A 20,807-nucleotide genomic window follows, 5' to 3' on the forward strand; every position below is an offset into this window, starting at 1 on the left:
AAAACACCACATAGCAGCATAGCAAACATAGCGAAACAGCAGCAAACCTTTATTTTAAAATCAGGCGGCAGATATAGGGGAACTATGTGTGCTATGATCTCTAATGTGGTTAAAAAAAACACCACATAGCGGCATAGCTAACATTGCTCAACAGCAGCTAACCTTTATTTTTAAAATCAGGCGGTAGATAAGGGGAACTATGTGTGCTATGTTCTCTAATGTGGTTAAAAAAAACCACATAGCGGCATAGCTAACATTGCTCAACAGCAGCAAACCTTAATTTTTTTTCTCCACAAAAACACCGGTAAGGCCAAAAACACCCCCACAATACTGAATACCAACCCACCGATGGTGCCAATGGCCAGGGAAAACCAAAAAACCTCATTCTGACCTTCCATGATAAAAGGAATCAGACCAAAACAGGTAGACAATATGGTCAACATGATGGGAACCGCTTTTCCTGCGACTGCTTTGAGGATGTTCCTGTTGTACAGCCCATGCCTTCGGTTATTCAGGTCATTGACGATAAATATCGCTGCATTCACCGCTAAGCCCCCCAGCATCACAAAGGCCGCATAGCCTCCCTGATCAAAATAGAAGTCAAACAGAGAAAAAATCAAAAATAAGCCGATAAATGAAATCGGTATGATCACGATGATATAAAAGGGTTGCTTGAGGTTTTCAAATAATACCGAGGTAATAAAAAATATGCCCACAATGAGCACCAGAATCAAACTGTACTGCCTTTTCGCCTTTTCCCAATTCCAAGACCAGGTCTGCTTGGAAGCGGAATAACCGATGGGCATGATAGCCTTCATTTCCTCTAAGACCTCATCCAGGTATTCATTACCGAATTTGGCAGAACCCATGTACTCAAAAGCCACCAAGCGGATATACTGCCGGTCCTCTTTGTGCAGGGCATTGGTGGTAGTTTCTTTGCTAAGTGAACCAAAATTACTGACCTTAAAGATACGGTCTTCTCCTGTAATCAAGCTGTTGGACTCCAGGTCATATTTGGAATATTTCTCTGAAGCTTGCTCCCTTACTACCAAGCCATAGTTTTTGTCCTCCATGGTCAGGTACACCGATGGTCCGGTGGGTTTGGAAACATCATCAAGGGCAGAAATCACTTGATACTGATTGGTCCCCCCTAAGGCCATGCTGCCCTGATCCAAGCGCAGGACATACTCCTCTGTCTTTTGCTCATTCCAGCTCAACCGCTCATTGGTATTGACCTCCTGAATCCTGCGATGTTGTAAAAGTTTCTCGGCCAGGATCTCAGCCTGCCGTTCCAATTCATCGTAATTGTACCCTTTCATGGTCAACCTAAATTGCGGAATTCCCTCTCCCCCTGCCCCTGTAAAGAAGCCCTGTCCCACCCCATAAATTGTCCACCTGGCGCCTGACCAATCGGTGGATTTGACTGATAGCCTGCCTTTCAATTGATAGGGTAAGGCAGATTTTTCATAGGCCTCCTTGAAGGTGATCACAATCTGGGCATACTGTCCTGACTGCACCCAGGTTACAAATTGATCAATTCCCTCCACCCCTTTCAGGTAGCCTTCAAATTCCCGCATGATAAAATCCATCTGATCCAAGGTATTGCCAAAAGGCAAACGGGCTGTGACATACAAACGGGTCTTCTCCGCTTCCCGGTAAGAAGATTTTTCAAAAACACCCCTTACAAACATCCTCAAGGACCCACCCAGGTACTTGTCCACATAAGGCCGGATATCTTCCTGATACAGTGTACTGCCTATGCTTTTATTGTACCATTCCTGCCCCTCCCATTTATTGGGCAGAAAAAATATGGGAACTCCAAAAAGCAAAATCAGAGCAACAATAAAGCTCTTTCTATAATTGGCAACAAAACCAATTCCGCTTTGGAAAGCACGGAATCCTCTTGCCCTTTTTCTGAGTTGAGGAACAGTAAGCACCCTGCCTTTTTTAGCTTTCTCTCCAAAGAGCAGCTGGTACATGGCCGGGGTAAAAAGCAAGGCTACCAATAAAGATACCGCCAGCATCCCGGCCACTACCACAGAAAACTCCGTCAGGTTTTTACGGTCATCCTCCGGAAGGAAAAACACGATCATCAAAGCCGCAATCGTAGTCAAAGAAGCAGCCAATAAGGCAAGAAAAACCTTCCTGTTTTTGTGCTTGTGCAGGTGATCGATCATGATGATGGCATTGTCCACGATCAGTCCAAAAGATATGGTCAGCCCCGCCAGTGAATAGAGGTGGATATCTACTTTAAGCAAATACAAAATGATCCCTGTAATGCTCAGGTTGACCACTATCCCCAAGAAAAGGATGCTCAGGTAACGCAGGTTCCTGTTCATCAAAAAAATGAAAACGATCAAAATCAGGATGGATAGACCGGATCTTTTGTAAATTTTGTTTAGTTCCTTCTCCAGAAATTCGGTATCGTCATTCTCCAGGCGCACTTCAAAGCCTGCCGGCAGCAGGTCTTTGGCATTCTCTATAGCATCTTTGATATTTTTGGCCAAAAGTACCTTGTTTACCCCATCCCGGTTGATGATAGAAAGGGTAACGGAATTATTGCCATTGATGCGGTAATAAGCGGTGGCTTCCGCTTCTTCCAAGGTCAGCTGGGCGATATCTTTCAAGAAAATTTCCTTACCCTCCCGGGTGGTAACCAGCAGATTCTCCAATTGGCTCAGGCTATTCAGGGACCTGTCCACTTGGATAAAAAGCGTTTCCTCTCTATTGGTCAGGACGGCACCCGGATAAGACCGGCCAAAAGCTCCCCGGATGGCAGACTCCAGGTCTTGTTTGCTCATCTTGAGTGCTTGTAGCTTTTTGATGTCATAGGTCACAAAAAGCTGCAGGTCATTGGCACCACGGATGGTCACTTCTTCGATTTCCTCGAATCGGTTGAGCGTGGACTTGAGCACATCTTCTGCAATTTTCTTGATCTCAAAAGAAGCAAAGGGCCCATTCACCGAATAGGTAAGGATAGGGGTTTTCTGATCACTTCTACGTTCTTCAGATTGGGTGACCAAGGGATAAGAAACCTTGGAATCCAAAGAGGGATATACTTGCCTGATGATGGAAGCCACTTCAAATTTCTTGAAGTCCATATCCGTGTTTTTATCGAAACGTAGGGTAATAGAACCACGGTCATAATTGGATACCGAGTTGATCTTTTTGAGGTCTGCCAATTGGGAGAGCGCTCCTTCCAAGGGGGAGGTAGCCAGTTTTTCCACCAATTCAGGACTGGACCTTGGCACAGCGTAACTCACCGTCAATACCGGTTCCCGCTCCCGTGGATTCAGGTCCACAGAAAGCCTGGGCACCAGGGCAAAGCCGATGATGCTGAGTACTATGAACGCTATGATAATCCTAAATGGTGACATTTTTTTGAGACTGTTAGATGCGAGAGATCAGAATCAAGAGACAAGAGGCAAGAAATAAGACTTATTCCGATTTCAGACTCACAACTTCAACCTTTCTTAATGATTCCTTCAAATCCTTCAATTTCTTAATGTTTCAAAAACTCCCAAAATCTCCCTTCTTGGTACATTGTATTTAGTACATGGTACTTGAATGTATCATGTTTTGAGTCTTGAGTCTTGTGTCTTGAGTCTTGTGTCTAACTAAAAACCAATACGCCAATGGCACAAAGTACAATGCCGTAAAGGTTCCGATCGTCAGGCCGCCGATCACGGAAAAGACCAGTGGCCGCTGCAAATCCGCACCCAAGCCAGAACTGAACACCACCGGCAACAAGGCCAGAATGGTGGTGACCGAAGTCATCATAATGGGTTTGAGCCGGATTTCCCCTGCTTCAAATAAAGCCCTATCCAAAGCCTCCCTACCCGGCATGGCCGGAGCATATTTTATCCTCAACCTGTTAATGGTATCTATTTTCAAGATGGCATCGTTGACCATAATGCCCAACATCACCACCAGACCAATGGCCGACATGACATTCAAACTCGTTCCGGTCAGCAAAAGCACCAAAAAGGCCCCTGCAATACCTAAAGGCAGGGTGAAAATAACAATTAAAGGCTGCACAAAACTTTCAAACTGCGCTGAAAGAATAAAATACAGCAACAAAACTGCTACCAACAAAACGCCTATCAATTCACGAATGGTCTCCCTGTCTTTGAAATACTGCCCAAAGAAAGACACACTCAGATTCCTCTCCGCTCCCCAACTGAAAATCTCCGAATTATAAGTGGTTGGATTTTCCGAGGTAAGCAGTACAGACTGGTATACCCCTCCTTTATCCGCAGTGACAAATTTGTACTGATTCTCGTAATCAAAACGGATGAAGTTACTCAGCGCATATTCCACCCCATCTTTTCCTCTGATGGTATTATTTCTCAAGATGGCTTCGAAATCCTGCCTTTCCGCACTGAGTTTGATCGGAGTGATCTCCCCAAACCTTTTGATATCTGTAATGGTATAGGCACCGAACAATCTTTTGATCTGCACTTGTAAGTCATTGGCCTGAATACCATACAAAGCCATACGGGAAGGATCCAAGCGGAAAACCACAGAAGCCTCCTTTTGAAGACTCGGCCCCCGCTCGAATTCTTGGGTGGGAAATTCCAATAGCCAAACATCCATTCTCTCCTCCTCCACGGGTCGTTTGGTAGTCAAATCCTTCCACCTCACTTCATAAAAGGGCAAATTGGAGGCAAACAACTGATCAAAAGCATTGGGGGCATCTGAAATTTCAACCTGAGCACGGGGATAAGTGTTTCTCAATAAGGATTGTAATCGGGCCATTTCCTCGGTTTTGGACGCCTGGGTTTCAAAAAGAAAGTACAGATTGGCTTCCTGCAGGGAACTCTCCCCATCAAAAAGAATAAATTGCCGCACCCCAATGTCCGCTTCCGCCTTTTCATATACCCCTTGCATATTTTCCAACAAGCTCAACACCCTGTCTCTGTTTTGCTCCACACCGATAGGCTCATTCCAGTCGATCCTTACCACTGCATCAAATTTTTCTATGGGCGGCAATCCCTGAATCGGCAGCAAATAGGCCAATGCCAAGCCGGCCGGAATCAGTAGCAGGAAAAAACCAAAACTGAGCCCTCTTTTGGCAAATATCCTAACATACAAGCGCTTGTATCCTTTCAGTACCGCTTTGAAGAACCGACTGTCTTCCTCCGGCAATCCCTCCTGGGATTTCTTCCGGAAGAAAAAATGGTATAACATGGGCAAAAGGATAAAAGCCACCAACAAAGACACACTTAAGATAGCCGCCACCGATACCGCCTGATCAAAAAACAAGGCCCCGGAAATTCCACTAAGGAAAACCAAAGGCACAAAGACCGCCAAGGTCGTCAATACAGAACTGATCAAAGCGGACATGACCTCATTGACGCCTTCTGCACAGGCATCGAAAAGCCCAAGTCCTTCTTTTCTTTTCCGTGTAATGTTATCCAATACAATGATGGAATTATCAATCAACATCCCCAAGCCCAAGGCCAGTCCGGAAAGTGAAATCACATTGATAGAAAGCTCAAAGAAATAAAATACCAGAAAGCTGATCAGCAGAGAAGAGGGAAGGGAAATGCCGATGATGATGGGGGTCCGGTAATTGCCCATGAATATGAACAGGACCCCAAAAGCAAACATGCCTCCAAACAAAAGGGAAGTCTGCAAATTGCTGATCCCTGCATTGAGTAGGACAGACTGGTCCTGGGTGAGGGCAAAATCCACCTGCGGATAATCTTCCTGGAAAATGTCTATGGCTTCATACACCCTGGGCAGCAATTCATTCATCTTGGCTGCCGCCTGTTTGTGCACGGTAATCACCAATCCTTCTTCTTCCCCGAATAAGTGAAAACCCATCACTTCATTGACCTCATATTGTACCTTTGCTACCCTGCCCAGATCTACAGTAACCCCTTCGGAGGAAGTCACCGGCAATTTCATAATGTCTGCAGGGTTATCCACCCGGGTTGCCAAGCGCAGGTAATAGCGGAACTGCCCATCTTCCACAGAAATTCCCGGCAGTTCTTCATTGCCAAATTGGATGGCATTGATGACATTCTCCTCAGACATTCCCAATGCCCTGAGGGCAGCTTTATCGGGACTGACGGTGATGATCCGCTCCTTTTTGCCATTGATATCCACCAGGGATACGCCATCCAACTGCTCCAGTCTTTTTTTGAGCACATTTTCCGTCAAGAGACTGACTTCAGTAAAGTCAAAACCTGCTTTGGGAGTGACCTGTACCCTTACCACCGGAATATCATTGGTATTGACCCGAATGACCTGGGGACGGCTAAGGTCGGAAGGCAGGCTATTGGTCAGCCTGTCAATTTTTTCATTGACCTCAATGTACGCGAGGTCCATGGGTGTATTATAATCAAAAATTAGGCGGATGGACCCCACCTCGGCGCCCGCTTTGCTGTCCATGTCTTCCAGCCCGTTGAGGGTCATCAGGCTTTCCCGGATTGGGGAAAGCACATTTTGCTCTATGGCCTCGGGCGAAGCATTGGGATAGTTGACCTTGATAACGATTTGGGGAACATCAATAGGAGGTAAAAGTGAAATGGGTAAGGTTCGGAAAACAATCACCGAAAAGACCATCAAGGCCAAAAAGGTCATAAAAACAGCAATCGGTCTGGCCAATAAAAATCTTACCATGGCTTTACTCTTTGACGATTTGTACAGGTGCCTGATGGGCCAATTGCAGATTATTCGAAGTGATGACCGTCATGCCTGCCTCTATGCCGGAAAGCACTTCCACTTCCCTGCCATTGTCCTTACCTACCTCCACATAATTCCATTTGGATTCATTGTTTTCAATGGTAAATACCACGGGACGGTTGGAACGGTACACCAAGGCTTCTTTGGGGACCACCAGGGAATTGTTCTGTGGGGCACGGATGATGGCACGTGCATTCATGCCGGGAAGCAGGCCTTTGGCCGCACTGACCAGAATGGCAACCTGAACCAATCCGTTTTCATCTACCTTGGGATTGATGCTTCTTACCGTTCCGGTCAGATCCAAAAAGCCTCCACCCACGGGATAAATTTCTGCTTTTTGCCCAATTGAAATCAAATTGATATCTGATTCCAGGACTTTGACTTTTAGCTCCAACTGACCTGTATTGATAATTTCAAACAATTCATCCCCTGCATTCACCATAGCCCCTGTTCTCACCTTTAAGTCAGCGATTCTTCCGGAAATGGGGGCTTTAATGGTGGATTTTTCCAGATCCATCTCAGCCTCCTTCAGGTCAAGTTCCGCGGCAAAAAATCCACTTTTGATCTTGAGGTACTCTTCAATTTCTTTTTTCCGGTTTTCATCATTTCCCTGAAAAACCTCTGAGAAACTCAGGGCCTCGGACTGGAAATTGACTTCCGCATTTTTAAGGGCTATTTTGGCTTTTTCCAATTTGAGCTGATTTTCTCTAAGGTCCAGTCTTGCCAATACGGTCCCTTTTTCCACAAAATCCCCTTCCTTTACCTGCATCAGCTCCAAAATCCCTGATCGTTCTGCACTGAGCTTAACCTGTGCCAAAGCTTCGATTTTACCCGTGGCGTTGATGAGGTAATCAAAGGACTTGCGCTCTGCCTGGGCTACCCGAACAGGCGTGGCAGACACCTCTGCCCTAAAAGCTTCCAAAGGTTGGTCTTGACTTTGCCCTTTTTCTTCTTTGCAGGAAAAAAGGAGTACAAAGGCGATAAGGAGAAAATATTGAAAACTGAAATATCTCATATGCCGAAATATAACAACAAATTAACTAAAATATCTTTAAATCAATATAAAAAAACCAAATATTGGTCTAACGATGTCGTGCTTTTGAATACTAGATCAGGCCATAAGCTGGATCAGAAATATAGACGATATCTTTTCTGATTTTATACACTACTACAAAGTGATGTTTGTTCCAATGGACAATCAGTGGTAAAGGTGCCTCCTTTAGTTTTTCAAAACTCAGCTTTGCTCCTATTGATTTAAAGCCCATAGCCTCTGCGGCATCACTTGGCTTCAATAGGCTGCTTCCTTCCCTGGTCGTCTCTGATATTTCACGGATTTCCTTAAGAGATATCAGCTTGCCATAGTGCTTGGCGATGATTCGCAGGCAGGTAGGTCCACAGTCTTTGGAGTCGGGTTGTTTGTAGAATGGGAAGGTGAGTTTCAAAAATTATTATTTTAAATTAACCTAATATGAGTTTCTTATTACATTATTTAAACTTATTCTGACAAACCCCATTTCATCGTCCAAGTTAATGAATAGCCAAAGCTTCCCATCTTTAATGAAATAATCATTATCAAAGTCTGACAATTCCTCTATCTCAAGTTCAGAAAGGAGATTAAATTCAGAGTCGAAAACAGTTAGAAAAACCTTTATTTCTTGAGTTTCACCATAAGTAGCCTTTGAATTTTCTTTATTTTCCTCCGAAAAAATTGTTGTCGTTGACAAACGAAAATACTGCTTGCTTTCAATATCCCATACTGGACGATAATAGCTGACTTGTTCTTTGAAATGTTTTATTTCTTTAATTATTTGTTCCAATGGACCATCACTAATATTTGGGGGTTTTACCCTTTTAGGAGTCAGTGTAGGGTTATAGTCTACAAATCTCAATGCTTTAACTTTGTAATCATAATAGACGATCTCATTTGAAAATTCATAACTTATAATGATCTTATTATTTTGATTTATTAATTCAATACTAGGACCAACAATATTACCGGACCGAGCACTCCTAATGCTTAAATCACCATATGATTTTTTTGAATTGAGGTTTAATCGGTCTACCTTATTTTCTCCTACAGATAAAACATGAAGATTAACTTCAATATTTTCATAATCGTATGAAAGACCAAAAACAAGTAAATCTTCTGAATCTACAAGAATTTGTATCATGGGGGAATCGTCATATTTTTCCCCATTAGAATCTATTGAATTTATCCAATCTACTTTTTGAATTAAGTTTCCAGTACCATCAAAAATTGCAGATTCCACATAAGACTTAATAAAAAAACGATCATCTTTCAACACATTGAAACCAACGAAAATTTCGCCAGTTCCATTTGGCCCATCTTTTTCAAGTGGTATCCTTTTTGTAAATTCTAACTTTTCAAGATCTATTTGATCCAATGAATGATTAAAAGAATTATAAGAAAAAATTGAATTTTCATCAAAATTTAAATCAGAAAATGACGCAAATCCCCACAAATCCAAAATTTCATCCTTAGAATTAATTCTCACAGTATCTAATGAATAAGACACTGATGGATATTCGACTTCAATTTTTCTTGCCGTACACGCAGAAAATAATAAAATTAATATAATTAAATATTTCATTATGATTTCTTATTAAGGAATAAAAAGAAGCCACAATTACTGTGGCTTCCTGAATTCTTATTAATTAAGGACACAAAACCCATCTGTCTGGTTACTACAAGTGGTTTGTGGGCAGCAAACTACATCTTTGTGCTTTGAACCACATTTCCTTTCGAGACATCCAGCACCATACCCCCCAGTAATCTTCTTCATTTGACTTCTCCCCAATACTTCATCAGAAGTAAGTCTGAGCATTTCTAAGCTTAACTTTTTCATGATATTTTAGATATTATTGAAAATTAAAATCCCCGGACATTTGGGTCAGCCGAAGCATCTGACCATTCATCGCGACTGAATATTTTCATAAGTTTTTAGATCACTTTTATTAACTTTTAAGATAAGCACCCCACTGTATGCGAGAAATCTTATAGCTTCTTCCAAATAAACCAGTAGCTTTTGTCTATTTACATTTTCGAAGAATCTATCTGCTTGTAGTAGGATCTCTGAAAAAGCCAAATAACTCTCTTTTGATAGCAGTGAGAAAACATAAGTCTCTATGGGGTTCAACAAATATTCTATAACTTCCCCATGATGCTTATCCGACAACAATAAAGTTAGGTAATGATAAGGTTCAAGGTTCAAATTGGACACAACATCATTTCCCTTAATCTTGGTAAACAATACATGATTCATAGACCAATCCCATTGGGATTCTATAGTCATAGCCATTGGAGACAATTTCAACACTGCCTTTTCTTTCCATTGATCATCAACAAAAACCAAGTTTGCATTATCAATAGCATTTTGCTCGTTTTCGAAAATAATAGGGTCAGCCGGCATGGATTGGATCAGTCTGAGCTTTTCATTTTCAAAATCAAACACATCTTTCAAAACCGCCGTTGATCTGTTGTCCGGTTCCTTTTCCATAAGCTCCAGTGCTTGTAATATGGAAATCTCACTCGCATTCATTGAGTTATTTTCAGGATTAAGGACCAAGGAAGCAAGTTGCCAAGTTCTTTGGAATTTTTCCTCTTCAGATTTGATGTTGTACTTTATCGAATAGCTAGATTTATGAGGTTGGGAATAAAAGGCCAGTTCTTGGGCTTGGTTTTCCTTTTCACCTATCGCCTTAGATTCAAACAGACTTAGAATGCGGTAATAATACTCCGGATAATCAACTCTAAGCCTATGAGCCATTTGTTCGCAAACCCATCCATTTTTTTTAAAACTACCCATTGTGTGAATGTAGGGGCAATTTTTCGGCAGATAATGGAAGTCAGCATACCCTTCAAAGGCAGGATCTAAAGAAGGTGGCAGATAGTATCGGATTGGAATTTCTAATTCCTGACTTAATCTGTAAAATATAAATTGCTCGACAACAGCATTGAAGTTTGAAATCAAAGCATCAGGCAATTGGTTAATTTTAGTTTTATTTAAATCTACGAAGGCTCTTACGTTTTCAAAATACAGTTTAAAAAAGCCAAAATCCTGTCCTCCTATAATCCCCGCATTTGACCCATTTAAGGTTTTATCTTGATTGTAAGGAGTAGAAAAAAAAGAAGGCACAAAGTCAAAAGTATTTTCAACCAAATCAACCAATTCCTTATAATAGTCAAATCCCTGTTCTATATTTTGTGCAATTAACTGACCCGAAAAGAGATTATCCGGAAAAGGCTTAAAAATATATACATCCCCGTCAACATTCAGGAAGGGCTCCTCATGAAGGGTATAGGAGTATATTTTTTTCGTTACCCATAAGCTTGGAACTTCATTAAAATCTAAACCCTCCAGTTCAGTTCTCACTCTCTTATAAGGCAATTTCAATTGGTCAATCAGTAAATCCTTTCCTTTATGGTCTGTGATCAATTCTATATTGTCGTAAAATTGGTGTAGCTGTAAGCAACTCAATGCCCAACTCATTACATGGTACTGTGCACTGCACCATCCAAAGCTGTCTACGAGAGGATCTCTCCCTTCATCTATCCAAAATGTGTGAATAATTTTCATCCTAGTAAACCATTATAGACCTGAACTTGAAAAACAACCGCTCTGCCACACTTAATTCTTCTGTGATGATTTCCGCATTTCCCAACAATTCCTGATTGAATGGGATTTCCCTATCGAAAGAAGTCGTCGTCCCATTGGGCAATGAAGCATAAACCAGATAATTGAACTCATCGTCGGGGGAAACAGAAATGCTGGAAATCTTTCCGATAAGGGCCCCAAATTCCTGAAAGGGATAATTGTCCAGCTTGATCAGTACCTTCTGGCCAACACTCACTTTCCCCGCATTTTGGGGAGATATTTTCATGGCTCCCATCAGTTCTGCTTTGTTTTCAGGCAGTACTGTAAATACCAACTCGCCTAAATTGACCTGTTGGTTGGCACCCCATACTTTCTGGAAACTTACTATTCCATTGATGGAGGACTTCACCAGATAGGTATACTCCCAGTCCCGAAGACTTCTTTTTAACCCCTGATAAGATTGGATCAGGGCTTTCAAAGACCTAGTTTCCTCCTCTTCCTTATTGATGTTTGTGCTTCGGACGGTCTGATTGGCAGTGCTGAGCGCTTCATGTAATTGTGAAATGGATATGGCCATTTGGTTAACCTGCTCTTCCATCTGAAGGTATTCCATCTCTTTGAACTCAAAATCCCTGTCCGCGATGATGCCATCCCTGTGTAAGCCTTTATTCCTCTCATAATCAATTTTGGCCAGATTTAGCCTGCGGTCCAGCAATGCCTTTTGGGCTGTCTGGCTTTGAATCCTGTTTTTGATTTCCCCGATAGAGATCTTGTTTCCTTCCAATTGTCCATCATAGGGCTGCAGTTCACCCAACAGCCTATACTCCATATAGCTCCTTTCAAATTCCAGAAAGGGCAAACCAATCTCCCCTAAAACCAATTCGGTAAGCAATTCAACAGGAAACAAAAAGTCATTGTCCTTTATAAAAGGTTCCTGTTCCAATGTGGCTTTTAAAAAAAGCACATCTTCCATTTTGGCCGTACTCTTGATCCCTGCCAGGGGCTGCCCCATGCTGACCTTTTCCCCGTTTTTAACAAATAAGGTCTCTATCTGACCTGAAATCCTTGCGGCAATCCGCTCAGTAGGATCAACAGTGGTCACCAAAACCTTGGCCTCTACAAAATCAGGATACCGGATCAGAAAGGACAGCCCTATTAAAAGTGTCAGCATCAGGAACACAAGGGTTATACCCCAGCGTATCAGCCAGGCAGGAGGCCTGGAGATGATCTCCTGAACCTCTTCCGAGCGAAGGTGTAGGTTGTCGTTTTGGGCCGGAGCTAGTGGCATATTCAGTTTCCGTTTATTTTTTCGAGTTCCAGCTGATTTTTAACCAGGTCATAATAGATCCCTTGAGTATCAACCAATTCCAGGTGTGTACCCTGCTCTACAATCCTCCCCTGATCGATGACAATGATCTGGTCAGCATTCCGGACAGTACTCAGCCTGTGGGCAATGATAAAGACCGTTTTGCCCTGCATAAACCGCCGGAGATTTTCCATGACCTCCCGTTCATTTTTGGCATCAAGGGCCGAGGTAGCCTCATCAAAAAAGAGCATAGCCGGATTTTTATAGATGGCCCTGGCTATAAAAAGACGCTGCTTCTGTCCCGTACTCATTCCCACTCCTTCATTGCCGATCTTTGTATTAAAGCCAAGCGGAAGTGACTGGACAAAATCAAGGATATTTGCATTCCGGGCAGACTCTAACAACCTTTCCTGATCGATCCGGTCCTGACCCACCGCTATATTGGCCGCAATAGTATCATTAAAAATATAACTTTCCTGCATCACCACCCCGCATTGGTCCCTCCAACTTTTGGCACTGATGGTTTTGAGATCATGCTTACCATAGCGGATTTCCCCGGATGTCGGATCATAAAATTTCAGCAGAAGCTTCATCAAGGTGGTTTTTCCACTTCCACTGGCACCAACTATGGCAGTTACCTGCTGTGGGGGAACGCTTAGGTTGACACCAGAAAGAACAGGTTCTTCTGCTCCCACATAGCGGAAGGAAAGACCCTTTACTTCAATTGCTTCATTTGGCAGGATGTTCCTGATAAACTGCGTCTCAGTATTTTCCTCATCTTCCCTGTCATGGATTTCATTGAGCCGCTCCAGACTGATAGCGGCATCCTGATAGGACCTGACAAAGCCCACAAGTTCCGTTATCGGCCCATTCAACTGACCGATGATGTACTGTAGGGCCAGCATCATACCTAGGGTCAGATTTCCTTCAATGACGAGAACAGCAGAAGTGAAAGTGATCAGGATGTTTTTAAGTTCGTTGATGACTGAAGACCCTACCTGCTGTGCCTGTTCCAGGGATAAAGACTGGATAGATACCTGAAACAACCGGGCCTGCACAAATTCCCAGCTCCAGCGCTTTTGTTTTTCGGCATTGTGCATCTTGATTTCCTGCATGCCGTTTATTAATTCGATCACCGTGCTCTGTTCCTGGCTCATCTGGGCAAATCGTTTGTAGTCCAGCTCCCTGCGCCGCTTCATAAAAAACAGCACCCAAGCGAGATAGAGAACGCTTCCCCCAAGAAAAATAAGGAAAATCGTAAGGCTGTAATAGATCAGCACAGCCCCAAACACGATCAGATTGAAAAAAGAAAAGAGCGTACTGAGTGTGGTTCCCGTAAGCAGGTTTTCTATCCTGCGGTGGTCGCCAATCCTCTGCATGATATCCCCTGTCATGCGTGTATCAAAATAGGAAATGGGCAGGTTCATCAGCTTGATAAAAAAATCCGATACAAGAGATATATTGATCCGGGTGGTCAGGTGCAACAATATCCAGCTGCGGAGCACTTCCACGCTCATCCTCCCGAGGAAGAGCATAATCTGGGCAAATAAAACCAAATAGATAAAGTTGATGTCCTGGTTTTGGATCCCCACATCGACAATACTCTGGGTCAGGAAAGGAAAAATCAACTGCAAGAGACTGCCTACCAGCAATCCGATGGCCAGCTGGGCAATCAGGTTTTTATAATTGAAAAGGTATTTGAAAAGGAAGCCGAGGGAACGTTTTTCATTATCCTCCCATTTCATTTTTCTGAAGGCTGGGGTAGGTTCAAGCAGGAGTGTAATTCCTTCTTTGGTTTGCTCATTTGCGTTATATCCTATCCATCTTGAAATAAATTCCTGCTTGGTATATTGAATTAAACCATAGGCAGGATCGGAAATATAGACCACGTCCTTTCGGATGCGATAAACCACTACAAAATGATGTTTGTTCCAATGGACAATAACAGGAAGGGGGCCTTCCTTGAGTTTATTAAAATTCAGTTTTGCCCCTATGGTTTTAAATCCCATGGCCTCTGCTGCCTCACTCAGCTTAAGCAAACTACTTCCTTCCCTCGTTGTTTCTGATATTTCCCGGATTTCTTTCAAGGAAATGAGTTTCCCATAGTGCTTCGCTATGATGCGCAAGCAGGTGGGGCCACAGTCTTTGGAGTCGGGTTGTTTGTAGAAGGGGAATTTAGTTTTTAAATTCATTTAAATCGATAATTAACCCAAAGCTCAATAAATTAATATATGATTGTCCGCTTTCTTACCAGTGGAATCTTCACAAAAGAATAAACTTTTGATTTAAAGCTAATATCAATGAATAACTTGTTCGTGACGGATCCAACTTGCCTGCAGGCTGACTGGTATCTATAAATATGGGGTTGATTCAAAATCCTCTTTAAATTGGTTGTTGGTCTAATTGCGGATATACATTAATTAAATAATAGGGATCGTAATCAACCTATTCATTTACAATTTCAAATATTTCATACCTGATAAAATCTTCCTCCACCTCTGGATCGACTATTTGAAACAAAAGTTGGTTTTTAGGCATACTGATCATCAATTTACCATTGTTGGGCATTGGAATATCTTCAGATAATTGTTTGTTTTCGTTAAATAAGATAAGCTTGTGATAATACGGATCTTTAAAATGATGGTATTCGCTATCTAAGGCTTTTTTCTGTTCATAAATCCCAGAAGGTATTTCCTGAATATATTCCAGCAGCATCAAGCCATCCTCTAAACTAAAAATCTTATGGTTCCTTGCACCTAAATTTATCCTATTATCGTAAGAGGGTAATCTTGATAAAGCAATACGGCCACTGTTAAGTATTTTAAATTCATTATGATTAATTTTAATTCTAGACTCCAATTTCTGGCTTTTTAAGTCATATATCGTGATTTCATCATCTAATGAAGCAGTTAAAAAAAGTTTTTTATTTACTCTGTCTATTGTGAAAATGGGAAAATAAATTGAACCTATTGATTTATCAAGGAGCTTAAAATTACCTCTTTCTGACACTGGTCCTATTTCAAATAGCTTTTCAAGTTCAAGGTCAAGAAATTCAATCAAATGACTGGTCCTAAAATCCCTTCCATCCAAATATGCACTAGTTCCATTCGGAATAGTAGAAAAAGTGAATTTTGAAAAAGAATTTTGAGGATAATAGTACTCCAAATATTCTATTCTCCCATAGATTTGAATGTTTGTCCCTGATTGATATTTAGTCCGTGTTTTTATATTAAAGTTTTGATCTAATAATACTATTTCAGAAGGTGACTGTACCCAAACTTCTCCTTCCTCTGAAAATGCAACACAATTTATGGAAGTTTTTACCCGGTCTGGGCCTTCACCAACCAACTTTTTTTGAATAATTATCTCTCCATCACCATTAATAAGGCATAAATTGAGGCCATCAATAGTTCTGGTATATCCTAAAAAATATTGAGTTTCCGAATGGTAGTCAAGGATTTCAATGGGAGAAAGGGAATTGATTTTAAACTCTCCCTTTTTTTGCAACAAATTTTGGGAGAATGCAATAAAAGGAAAGGTGAAAAACGTAGTGAATACAGCTATAATTGCATGTAATTTTCTTGATTTCAAATACTTTGTTAAATGAAGGGCTCTAAACATAGAATTAAAATTAAAAGGGGTTTCTATATGATTAACATATTTTTAATAGACTTGAAATTCAAAGCCAAAGCTTCATACTACCCTCGAATAATTATGGTTGTGTTTAATTGATATAATTTAAGTAAGTAGCAATAAAATTATAGGTGCGGATAGTAATTAAAAAAATCCGCACCTACAACCTTAGCAATTGCATGTAGCTATGGGGTCAGTACCCCCACAATAAAATCTTCTAGTGGATAAACTACAATCACTTACCTGCATTGCCCTGGTCCAACCATCGCAAGTCAGCCAACATCCATACCCCCCAGTAATCTTCTTCATCTGACTTCTTCCCAATACCTCATCGGAGGTAAGTCTTAACATTTCCAAACTTAACTTTTTCATTTTTTTAGATTTTATTGAAAATTAAAACCTCCGGACATTTGGGTCAGCCGAAGCATCTGACCATTCATCGCGATTGAATATTTTTTATCACAAAATGGTGTTTTTTTATACCAGAATATATTTTAGATCTTCTATACTGTAAGCTTTAGGTAATTCATGCCCATTGATAAAGATTGTGGGTGTGTAACTGATATTTTCCTGTTCGCACCAATTTAGCATGTCTTTTATGCGGGATTCCTGAGCTTTCAGTTCTCCGTTCATGGGATATTTATCTGCAAAGGTTTCATACTCCTTCTTCTCTAGCAGGTACCAATCATCAAGTGCTTTCAGTATCTGCTCCTGATTGGCCTGAGCTGCTAGAGCCATAATATGACTAATAGTTTTATACTTAATGGCATCTTCTCCACCGGGATGAAATACGACTTGTAGGTTTATATTTCCAGACTCAAACAATTCTTCCAAAATAGGATGAGAATTAGCACATGGTCCACAATAAGGATTACAGACTTTGAGTACATGGTATTTGGCCTTTTCCCCTTTCAGCAATATTCCCAATCCTTCTGGGTTATTGGAAAATTTTCTTGAGCTGGATAATAATTGATCGAAAATCTCGGTGTTGGAGAGAAATCTGGCAAGTTTGCTTTTGTGCTTTTGAAGTTCCTTTTTGGCTAGAAAATATGGCTTTAGACTCAGCCAAGCCACAACTGTTCCGACAAAAAGAAAAAAATACAAAGCCAAATCTTGAAATTGTACGGAATCAGTGTTAACCAGAAAAATCTGACTAAGCAGGATTTCTGCGAGCAGTACTGCCGAAATCCAAAGGCACAGCACACACCATTTCCTGATTTTTACCCATTGGTAATAGATGGATATGGGAATTACAAATACTCCGGACAGATTCAAATAGCTAAGCAGCTGCAAACCTGATCCTGAAAATGAAGTCAAAAGCAAAAAGAGAACTCCAGAAAAGAAATAGGCAAAGGCTATGATGCTTAAACTTATCCCTCCTGGCAAAGAAAAGGAAGAGGTAACTGAATTACAGTCTATATTCTTGCCTCCCGTACAAAAATCCCTTATGGCCTTGTTGTCTTTATCAACTTCTGACCAAAGCAAAACCGAGGAAATGAACAATCCAGTAACTTTAAGGAGGAAAAGGAACAAAATTATAAGCACTTGGTATGGGTTTGCGAAAATAGGCTGATAAAAAGCAATTAACCCAATGAGACTTATTAGTCCAAGGAGACCAAGCAATGATCGGAACACTACAACTTCCCGCTGTCTTTCTTTGTATCCAGGTTCACCAGATTTATCAGACTTTTCCAATAGCATGGTTACACCTGTCCAGTTTTTGGCAAAATCCTTTTTTGAAATATATTTGATTTTTCCCTTTTCATCCAGGAAGGATACGGTATCTATTTCCGATTTAGTGAGCACACTAAAAAAAGGATGTCCATTTTCTTGAATCTGTATTATACAGGGCAGCGGAATTTGTTCTAACTTTTCTACAGTAAGTTTGAGTCCAATGCTGTCCACCTTATAATGATTCAAGGTATCCGAAATGGTAAGCAAGGATTCCTGTTCAGGATGGGATGCCACTTTATCTTTCAGATAGCTTTTCGTAAAAGGAATATCCAGTAGCAGAAGCGTTTTCTTCAAAATCAAAAATGAATTTTCCATAAAAACTAAAATTTCCAAAATACCTAATCATTCTACCAAGTGCTTCAAAATAATAAAAGCACATATGAACTTAATCATTAGATTTTGAAATTCCAAAAACAAAAAACATTACAATCACATGAAAATCAATAAATTGCATTATTCTAAGCTCATAGTTCAGAATTATATTTTAAAATATTCGTTTTACCCCCCCCCCATCTTCAAACTAATTGATAGGTAAATTGATGATTTACAGAATTTTTAACTTTTTTAATAGTTTTTATAAAAAAGTAAAAGTACAATTTTATGAAAATCACTTATCTGAATGTAAGTTCCCTGAAAATATCTGAAACAAGTGAAATATTGATCCGGGTGGTCAGGTGCAACAATATCCAGCTTCGGAGCACTTCCACACTAATCCTTCCGAGGAAGAGCATGATCTGGGCAAAAAGCACCAGATAGTTAAAGTTGATATCCTGGTTTAGGATCCCCACATCCACAATGCTTTGGGTCAGAAAAGGGAAAATCAACTGCAAGAGACTGCCTACCAACAATCCGATGGCCAGTTGGGCTATCAGGTTTTTATAATTGAAGAGGTATTTGAACAGAAAACTTAGAGAAGGTTTCTCATTATCCTCCCATTTCATTTTCCTAAAGTCAGGAGTAGGTTCGAGCAGGAGGGTAATACCTTCTTTGGTCTGCTCATTGGCATTGTTGCCGATCCATCGTGAAATGAATTCTTCCTTGGTATATTGAATCAGACCATAGGCTGGATCAGAAATATGGACCGTATCTTTTCTGATTTTATACACCACTACAAAGTGATGTTTGTTCCAATGGACAATCAGTGGTAAAGGTGCCTCCTTTAGTTTTTCAAAACTCAGCTTTGCTCCTATTGATTTAAAGCCCATAGCCTCTGCGGCATCACTTAGCTTCAATAGGCTGCTTCCTTCCCTGGTCGTCTCTGATATTTCACGGATTTCTTTCAAGGAAATGAGCTTCCCATAGTGCTTTGCGATGATCCGCAAGCAGGTAGGTCCGCAGTCTTTGTTGTCGGGTTGTTTGTAGAAGGGGAATGAGTTCTTCAAAAACTTCTCAATTTAAATTTTGGAGACTTAACTATTGTATAAAACCACATTAAATCAAAAAGCTTAATTCAACTTTACAATTCCAATCTCAGGGTTAAGTTCTTCAGAAGTAACGACGGAAAACTCCTTAGTCTTTGTATAATAAAAGACATTGTTATTTAAATCTAAGGGTCTTAAAACAACCTTATCTCCTTGATCATCTAAAAATCCTTCGTTAAGGTTGTACCCCTTGGCATTTTTAAAGTGATATAGGAAAAACTTCTTTTTGTTATCATGATCGTACTCACACAAAAGGTAGTCCTTTGAAACGTATACATTTCGAATTAGAATAGCCTTATTTCCATTGTCTGTAAATTGATCAACTCCAAAATTCAGTTTTAAATTAGGTTTCAATATTTTGTCCTTAATCTCATAAAGAGTATCCCTAAAGATCTTATCAGTTGGCGGAGTAGGTATATAAACATATTTTTTATCCCCAACTCTTGAAATATAATTCCTGTTATGAAAACCTAATATGATTTTTTGGTCGAGTACTATTTTTCTTAAGGAAATGGAATCTTTAAATTCAAGTTCAGGACTCATTTCAAACAATATGGTTTCATTGGTAAAGCCTTTCTCAATGGGATTCATATTATATTCTGCAATAGCAAATAATTTATTTTCCAACATTGTTAGATGATTTAAATTAATAGAGAAAGATTTTTCCTCTAAAAAATTCTGATCCTTCGAATAAGTCAAAAGTTTATTCAGACCGCTAATATAAATTTTACCCGATTTCCCGTCAATTTCAAAAGAATTTACGGTTTTGGTTTCCATGGGCCCATCACCCTGTTGAACTAAATTTCTTATGAAATTCCCTTCTTTATCAAAAACCAGAATTTGTTTATTTCTATCCTTTACAAATATTTTGTCCTGAAAGATTTTTAAATCATAAATACTGCTAATCAAAGATTCGGGATTTGTTTCAAGTTGGATAATATTGATAGAGCTAGCTATTTCAGATAAGTATAGGTCAGTTTCAGTTCCTTTAATGACTTGGATTTCTTTTAAATCTGATAATTCTGAATTGTTGCAGCCAAAGGCAAGTAAACAAATTATTAAAAATTCCTTAAAACTTAGTGCTAATTTCGATTTGATTATTATATCCTTTAATTTGAACATCATTTATTTATTAGTTTGAGATTATATGGTATAACTAACTTGAAATAGAATCAAGGTTTTAACTTGTATACTATTTACCCCTTTAATTTTAGTTGAAATTTTAAAAGGAAATAAAAGTGGAGAATTTTTTATTTTCTCCACCTTTTAAAATTATTGGATGGCGCAACTTACATCAGAACTTGAACATTGTATCTCCGCAATTTCTTCTGCTTCACTTTGATTATCAGCCCAAACATAAAATGGACAACCACCTCGACAAGAACAGGTATATGAATTTCCGCC

At 40.3% G+C, this 20,807-nt stretch carries 14 protein-coding genes; all 14 read right to left on the bottom strand.

The window, feature by feature from the left end; all coding sequences use genetic code 11:
• Positions 1–260: 260 nt before the first annotated feature.
• The 14 genes from B879_RS16190 to B879_RS16250 all read right to left on the bottom strand — a co-directional run bounded on the left by B879_RS16190 (position 261) and on the right by B879_RS16250 (position 20,528).
• Positions 261–3,377 carry an efflux RND transporter permease subunit gene (locus B879_RS16190; RefSeq protein WP_009186291.1) on the bottom strand — a complete coding sequence of 1,039 codons (3,117 nt, stop codon included), beginning with the start codon at positions 3,375–3,377 and terminating at the stop codon, positions 261–263.
• Positions 3,378–3,549: 172 nt separating this feature from the next.
• On the bottom strand, positions 3,550–6,630 hold the full coding sequence (locus tag B879_RS16195) for an efflux RND transporter permease subunit (protein ID WP_009186292.1): 3,081 nt from the start codon (positions 6,628–6,630) through the stop codon (positions 3,550–3,552).
• 4 nt (positions 6,631–6,634) lie between these two features.
• Positions 6,635–7,708, bottom strand: coding sequence for an efflux RND transporter periplasmic adaptor subunit (locus B879_RS16200; RefSeq protein WP_009186293.1), 1,074 nt, complete (start codon positions 7,706–7,708; stop codon positions 6,635–6,637).
• Between the two features lie 91 nt (positions 7,709–7,799).
• Positions 7,800–8,135, bottom strand: coding sequence for a cysteine peptidase family C39 domain-containing protein (locus B879_RS16205; protein WP_009186294.1), 336 nt, complete (start codon positions 8,133–8,135; stop codon positions 7,800–7,802).
• A gap of 21 nt (positions 8,136–8,156) precedes the next feature.
• The gene (locus tag B879_RS16210; RefSeq protein ID WP_009186295.1) at positions 8,157–9,305 is read right to left on the bottom strand and encodes a DUF4221 family protein; all 1,149 of its coding nucleotides are present in this window, start codon (positions 9,303–9,305) and stop codon (positions 8,157–8,159) included.
• 60 nt (positions 9,306–9,365) lie between these two features.
• Positions 9,366–9,560 carry a hypothetical protein gene (locus B879_RS16215; RefSeq protein ID WP_009186296.1) on the bottom strand — a complete coding sequence of 65 codons (195 nt, stop codon included), beginning with the start codon at positions 9,558–9,560 and terminating at the stop codon, positions 9,366–9,368.
• Between the two features lie 66 nt (positions 9,561–9,626).
• Positions 9,627–11,291 carry a DUF6734 family protein gene (locus B879_RS16220; protein WP_009186297.1) on the bottom strand — a complete coding sequence of 555 codons (1,665 nt, stop codon included), beginning with the start codon at positions 11,289–11,291 and terminating at the stop codon, positions 9,627–9,629.
• A gap of 1 nt (position 11,292) precedes the next feature.
• A complete protein-coding gene (locus tag B879_RS16225) occupies positions 11,293–12,597 on the bottom strand; it encodes an HlyD family secretion protein (protein WP_009186298.1) in 1,305 nt (434 codons plus the stop codon).
• Positions 12,598–12,599: 2 nt separating this feature from the next.
• The gene (locus B879_RS16230) at positions 12,600–14,807 is read right to left on the bottom strand and encodes a peptidase domain-containing ABC transporter (RefSeq protein WP_009186299.1); all 2,208 of its coding nucleotides are present in this window, start codon (positions 14,805–14,807) and stop codon (positions 12,600–12,602) included.
• 253 nt (positions 14,808–15,060) lie between these two features.
• A complete protein-coding gene (locus tag B879_RS16235; protein ID WP_009186300.1) occupies positions 15,061–16,236 on the bottom strand; it encodes a hypothetical protein in 1,176 nt (391 codons plus the stop codon).
• Positions 16,237–16,416: 180 nt separating this feature from the next.
• Positions 16,417–16,620, bottom strand: coding sequence for a hypothetical protein (locus tag B879_RS22195; RefSeq protein ID WP_009186301.1), 204 nt, complete (start codon positions 16,618–16,620; stop codon positions 16,417–16,419).
• 105 nt (positions 16,621–16,725) lie between these two features.
• The gene (locus B879_RS16240) at positions 16,726–18,297 is read right to left on the bottom strand and encodes a cysteine peptidase family C39 domain-containing protein (RefSeq protein ID WP_009186302.1); all 1,572 of its coding nucleotides are present in this window, start codon (positions 18,295–18,297) and stop codon (positions 16,726–16,728) included.
• Positions 18,298–18,593: 296 nt separating this feature from the next.
• Positions 18,594–19,364: a cysteine peptidase family C39 domain-containing protein gene (locus B879_RS16245; RefSeq protein WP_009186303.1), complete on the bottom strand. Its 771-nt coding sequence runs from the start codon at positions 19,362–19,364 to the stop codon at positions 18,594–18,596.
• A 63-nt stretch (positions 19,365–19,427) separates the two neighbouring features.
• Positions 19,428–20,528, bottom strand: a complete 1,101-nt coding sequence (locus B879_RS16250) for a DUF4934 domain-containing protein (protein ID WP_083847958.1) — start codon at positions 20,526–20,528, stop codon at positions 19,428–19,430.
• Positions 20,529–20,807 lie beyond the last annotated feature (279 nt).

Origin of the sequence: Cecembia lonarensis LW9 (assembly GCF_000298295.1) — a bacterium.
GTDB classification, from domain to species: Bacteria; Bacteroidota; Bacteroidia; order Cytophagales; family Cyclobacteriaceae; genus Cecembia; species Cecembia lonarensis.